General features: G+C 70.5%; 8 protein-coding genes. All 8 read left to right on the forward strand.

Annotation, left to right across the window (positions count from 1 at the left end; genetic code table 11):
• On the forward strand, positions 1-270 hold a 270-nt coding region (locus KDM41_16975), incomplete at its 5' end, for an isovaleryl-CoA dehydrogenase (protein ID MCB1185118.1).
• A gap of 105 nt (positions 271-375) precedes the next feature.
• On the forward strand, positions 376-1,518 hold the full coding sequence (gene can / locus KDM41_16980; protein ID MCB1185119.1) for a carbonate dehydratase: 1,143 nt from the start codon (positions 376-378) through the stop codon (positions 1,516-1,518).
• Positions 1,519-1,545: 27 nt separating this feature from the next.
• Positions 1,546-2,736: an acetyl-CoA C-acetyltransferase gene (locus tag KDM41_16985; protein ID MCB1185120.1), complete on the forward strand. Its 1,191-nt coding sequence runs from the start codon at positions 1,546-1,548 to the stop codon at positions 2,734-2,736.
• Positions 2,737-2,756: 20 nt separating this feature from the next.
• On the forward strand, positions 2,757-3,422 hold the full coding sequence (locus KDM41_16990; protein MCB1185121.1) for an SDR family NAD(P)-dependent oxidoreductase: 666 nt from the start codon (positions 2,757-2,759) through the stop codon (positions 3,420-3,422).
• Between the two features lie 22 nt (positions 3,423-3,444).
• Complete coding sequence (locus tag KDM41_16995) at positions 3,445-3,879, forward strand: PaaI family thioesterase (protein MCB1185122.1); 435 nt, start codon at positions 3,445-3,447, stop codon at positions 3,877-3,879.
• Positions 3,880-3,898: 19 nt separating this feature from the next.
• Positions 3,899-4,501: a 2-hydroxychromene-2-carboxylate isomerase gene (locus tag KDM41_17000; GenBank protein ID MCB1185123.1), complete on the forward strand. Its 603-nt coding sequence runs from the start codon at positions 3,899-3,901 to the stop codon at positions 4,499-4,501.
• Between the two features lies 1 nt (position 4,502).
• A complete protein-coding gene (locus KDM41_17005) occupies positions 4,503-5,096 on the forward strand; it encodes a TIGR00730 family Rossman fold protein (GenBank protein MCB1185124.1) in 594 nt (197 codons plus the stop codon).
• A gap of 31 nt (positions 5,097-5,127) precedes the next feature.
• Positions 5,128-5,480 (forward strand): methylcrotonoyl-CoA carboxylase (locus KDM41_17010; GenBank protein MCB1185125.1); only part of this gene is annotated, 353 nt, incomplete at its 3' end.

The following is a 5,480-nucleotide window of genomic DNA, read 5'->3' on the forward strand; positions in this document are numbered from 1 at the left end:
GCCTACGTCTACGCCGTGGGCCAGGCCTGCGACCGGGCCGACCACGCCCGCGCCCTGCGCAAGGACGCCGCCGGCGCGATCCTCTACTCGGCCGAGAAGGCCACCTGGATGGCCGGCGAGGCGATCCAGACCCTCGGCGGCGTGGGCTATACCAATGAATTCTCGGTCGGTCGGCTGTGGCGCGACGCCAAGCTCTACGAGATCGGCGCCGGCACCAGCGAGATCCGCCGCATGCTGATCGGCCGCGAGCTGCTCTCGGAAACGCGCTGACACCGGCCTCGCTGCGCCGCACCATCCCGGGCCACGCCCGGCTGTCGCGGCGCGGTCGGCTCCGGTATCTTCGGTGCTGACCCAATCAGCGGAGTGATGACCCCCATGGCAACCCAAATTCGCGTCCTCGATTCGAACGACACGGACCGGCTGGAGCACGTGCGCCAGTTCTTCCGCAACTATGCGGGCTGGCTCGGCCGCGACCTGTCGTTCCAGGGCTTCGCCGATGAAATGGCGAGCCTGCCCGGCGCTTATTCGGCGCCCGAAGGCTGCCTGTTCTACGCCGAGATCGACGGCCGGCCCGCCGGCTGCGTCGGCATCCGGCGTTTCTCCGAAGGCGTCTGCGAGATGAAGCGCCTGTACGTCGAGCCCGAGCTGCGTGGCCAGGGCATCGGCCGCGACCTGGCGCTGGCCGCGATCAAGGCGGCGCGCACGATCGGCTACCAGCGGATCATGCTCGACACCCTGCCGGCGATGCGGATCGCCGTGAAGCTGTACCGGGAGCTGGGCTTCCAGGACGCGCCGGCCTACTACCCGACGCCGATCGAGGGCACGATGTTCCTGTCCCTCGAGCTGTCGAGCTGGGACGAGGGCCGGGTCCACAACGACCTTCTGACCCACCTCTTCGACTACAACCGGGCCTGGGCGCAGCAGATGCAGCAGGTGGACCCGGCGTACTTCGAGAAGCTCTCTCAGCTGCAGTCGCCCGAGTACCTGTGGATCGGCTGCTCGGACTCCCGCGTGCCGGCCAACCAGATCATCGGCCTGCTGCCGGGCGAAGTGTTCGTGCACCGCAACGTCGCCAACGTGGTGGTGCACACCGACCTCAACTGCCTGTCGGTCGTCCAGTTCGCGGTGGACGTGCTGAAGGTCAAGCACATCATGGTGGTCGGCCACTACGGTTGCGGCGGCGTCGGCGCCGCCCTGTCCCGCGCGCGGGTCGGCCTGGTGGACCTGTGGCTGCGCCACGTGGTGGATGTCCACGTCAAGCACCGCAAGCGGGTCGACACTCTGCCCGAAGAACTCCGCCACGACCGCCTATGCGAGCTCAATGTGCTCGAGCAGGTGGTGAACGTGGCCCAGACCGTGGTCGTCCAGGATGCCTGGCGCCGCGGCCAGCCGGTCACCGTCCATGGCTGGGTCTATGGCCTCAAGGACGGCCTGATGAACAACCTGGGCCTCAACGTGAGCCGCCCGGACGATCTCTTGCCGCGCTATATCGCGGCCCTCGAATCCCTGGCCCTGTAGGGGCCACCGCATCTGGAGAGTTCCCCCATGTCCGACCCGGTCGTCATCGTTTCCGCCGCCCGCACCCCGATGGGCGGCTTCCAGGGCGATCTGTCCGCCCTGACCGCGCCCCAGCTCGGTGCCGCCGCGATCCGCGCCGCGGTCGAGCGGGCCGGGGTCGAGCCGGGTCATGTCGAGGAGGTGTTGATGGGCTGCGTGCTGCCGGCCGGAGTCGGCCAGGCCCCGGCACGCCAGGCCGCCCTCGGCGCCGGCCTGCCCCTGTCGGCCGGCTGCGCGACGATCAACAAGGTCTGCGGTTCGGGCATGAAGGCCACGATGCTGGCCCACGACCTCCTCATGGCGGGCAGCGCGCAGGTCATGGTCGCCGGCGGCATGGAGTCGATGAGCAACGCGCCGTACATGCTGCCCAAGGGCCGCTCGGGCTACCGCCTCGGCCACGGCCAGGTGCTCGACCACATGTTCTTTGACGGCCTCGAGGATGCCTACTCGGCCGAGTTCCGCGGGCGCCTGATGGGCACCTTTGCCGAAGACTGCGTCGACAGCTACGGCTTCACCCGCCAGCAGCAGGACGACTTCGCGATCACCTCGCTGACCCGCGCCCAGGCCGCCATCGAGGACGGCAGCTTCGCCTGGGAGGTCGCCCCGGTGGCGGTGCCGGCCCGCAGCGGCGAGACCATCGTCGAGCACGACGAGCAGCCGGGCAAGGCGCGGCTCGACAAGATCCCGACGCTGAAGCCCGCCTTCCGCAAGGACGGCACGGTCACGCCCGCCAACTCCAGCTCGATTTCCGACGGCGGCGCGGCGATGGTGCTGATGCGCGCCTCGACCGCCGAGCGCCTCGGCCTCACGCCGCTCGCCGCGATCCGCGCCCACGCCACCCACGCCCACGCCCCGCACCTGTTCCCGACCGCCCCGGTGGGGTCGATCCACAAGGCGCTCGACACCGCCGGCTGGTCGGTCGGCGACGTGGACCTGTGGGAGATCAACGAGGCCTTCGCGGTGGTCACGATGGCGGCCATGCACGACCTCGCCCTGCCCCACGACCGCGTGAACATCCACGGCGGCGCCTGCGCCCTCGGCCACCCCATCGGCGCCTCGGGGGCGCGCATCGTCGTGACGCTGCTCGGCGCCCTGAAAAGGCGCGGCAAGTCCCGTGGCGTGGCCTCCCTGTGCATCGGCGGCGGCGAAGCGACGGCCCTGGCCGTCGAGATGCTCTGAGCCGGCTCCGGAGCGAAGCGATGACCCGCACCGTGCTGATCGCAGGCGCCTCGCGCGGCCTCGGCCTGGAATTCGTGCACCAGTACGGCGCCGACGGCTGGCAGGTGCTGGCCGGCCTGCGGGACCCTTCGGCCGCGGCGTTTCCGCCGGGCACCGCGGCGCTGCCCCTCGACGTCCGCGACGACGCCTCGATCACCGCCCTGGCCGCGGCGCTGCCGGACCTGCTCGAACTCGCCGTGGTGTGCGCCGGCGCCATCGGCAACAAGAATGGCGACTACACGACGCCGACCGTTGACGATTTCGACGCCGTGATGCAGACCAACGTCCGCGGCCCGATCGCCCTCATCGAGGCCCTCGCGCCCCGCATGGCGGCGGACGGCACGATCGCGGTGCTGAGCTCGCGGATGGGTTCGATCGCTGACGCCGAGAGTCCGTTTGCGCTGCTCTACCGCTGCTCGAAGGCCGCCACCAACATGGCGGTCAAATGCGCATCGATGGCTTTCGCCGAGCGCGGCCCCCGGGTGATCGCGCTGCACCCGGGCTGGGTCCGGACCGAGATGGGCGGCCCGCAGGCCCCCTTGCTGCCCCCCGAGTCGGTCGCCGGCATGCGCGCGGTGATCGACGACGCCGACCGCTTTGCGAGCGGCGGCTTCTACAACTACCAGGGCCAGCCCCTGCCCTGGTAGGGCGGCCCGAGGACAACACAGAATGGCCCCCCCGCGACTGCACCCCGACTACGGCCTCGACCGGCTCAACGAACGCTGCCCCGGCACCCTGCCCGGCTGGTACGGATTCCAGGCCACCGCGCTCGAGCCAGGGCGGCTCGACGCGGCAATGACGATCCGACCGGACATGCTGGCCCCCAACGGCTTCCTGCACGCCGCCTCGGTCGTCGCGCTGGCGGACACCGCCTGCGGCTTCGCGACCCTCGCCCACCTGCCGGTGGGGGCCCAGGCCTTTACGACCATCGAACTGAAGAGCAACTTCCTCGGCACCCGCACCGAGGGCCGTCTCGACGCGACCGCGACAGCCGTCCATTGTGGCCGCAATACCCACGTCTGGGACGCCGAGGTGTGCGGCGAGGATGGCGGCCGCATCGCCCTCTTCCGCTGCACCCAGATGATCCTCTGGCCCCGCGCCTGAGACCGACACGGAGACCGCCATGGCCGAACCGATCGACTTCCATTTCGACTTCTCGTCGCCCTACGGCTACCTGATGAGCGAGCGCATCGACGCGCTGGCCGCCCGCTTCGAGCGCAAGGTCCGCTGGAAGCCGATGCTGCTGGGCGTGGTCTATAAGGAGATCGGCAGCCAGCCGCTGCCGGCGATCCCGATGAAGGGACCGTATTCCCTCCACGACATCCAGCGCAGTGCGCGCCATATGGGCATTCCGCTCGAGATCCCCGACCCGTTTCCGGTCGCGACCCAGCACGCCGCCCGTCTCTACTACTGGCTGCACGGCCAGGACTGCCCGCTGGCGCGTCGCTTCGCCCACGAGGTGTTCCGGGCCTATTTCGTCGAGGAGCAGGACATCTCCCGCAAGGAGACCGTGCTCTCGCTGGCGACGGGCTTCGGGGTCGACGAGACCGCTGCGGCCAGCGCCCTCGAGGACGACGCCGTCAAGCAGCGCCTCAAGGACGCCTGCGCCGAAGCGATCGCGGCCGGCGTCTTCGGCTCGCCCTTTGTGGTGATCGACGGCGAGCCCTTCTGGGGCGTGGACCGGCTCGAACAGATCGAGCGCTGGCTCACCGAAGGGGGCTTCTGAGGTGGCCGGCTTCACGCGCCTGTGTGTGTTCTGCGGTTCGCGGGAGGGTCGCCTGCCGGCCTACCGCGAGGCCGCCGCGACCCTCGGCCGGCGGCTCGCCGAGCGCGGCATCGAGCTCGTCTATGGCGGCGGCAAGGTGGGCCTGATGGGTGTCGTCGCCGACGCCTGCCTGGCCGCCGGCGGCCAGGTCACCGGCGTGATCCCGGAGGCGCTGATGCGCTGGGAGGTCGGCCACGAGGGCCTGACCCGGCTCGAGGTGGTGGACTCGATGCACACCCGCAAGGCCCGCATGGCCGAGCTGTCCGACGGCTTCATCGCGCTGCCGGGCGGCCTGGGCACCTTCGAGGAGCTGTTCGAGATCCTCACCTGGGCGCAGCTCGGCTTCCACCGCAAGCCGGCCGGCCTGCTCGACGTCGAGGGCTACTACGCGCCGCTGCTGACGATGCTCGACCGCGGCGTCGCCGAAGGCTTCATGAAGACCGAGAACCGCGGCCTTCTGCTCGACGCGTCGACGCCGGACGCCCTGCTGCAGGCCATGGCCGGCTACGAGGGATCGCCCGCCTCGCGGGTGATCCACGAAGAGCGGCAACTCTGACAAGACCACCACCCGACCAGGGCGAGGAGACATGAGCACGATCAAGAGTCGCATCAACCCGCGCGCGGAGGATTTCCGGGCCAACGCCGAGGCCATGAAGGGGATGGTCGAGGACCTGCGCGCCCAGGCGGCCCGCGTCTCGCTGGGCGGCGGCGAGGCCGCCCGCGCCAAGCACACCGCCCGCGGCAAGCTGCTGCCCCGCGAGCGCGTCAACCACCTGCTCGACCCCGGCACCCCCTTCCTCGAGGTGGGCCAGCTGGCCGCCTTCGGCATGTACGACGACGACGCCCCCTCGGCCGGCATCATCACCGGCATCGGCCGGGTGCAGGGCACCGAGTGCATGATCGTCGCCAACGACGCCACCGTGAAGGGCGGCACCTACTA

The organism is bacterium (genome assembly GCA_020440705.1).
Classification (GTDB): Bacteria; Krumholzibacteriota; Krumholzibacteriia; order LZORAL124-64-63; family LZORAL124-64-63; genus JAGRNP01.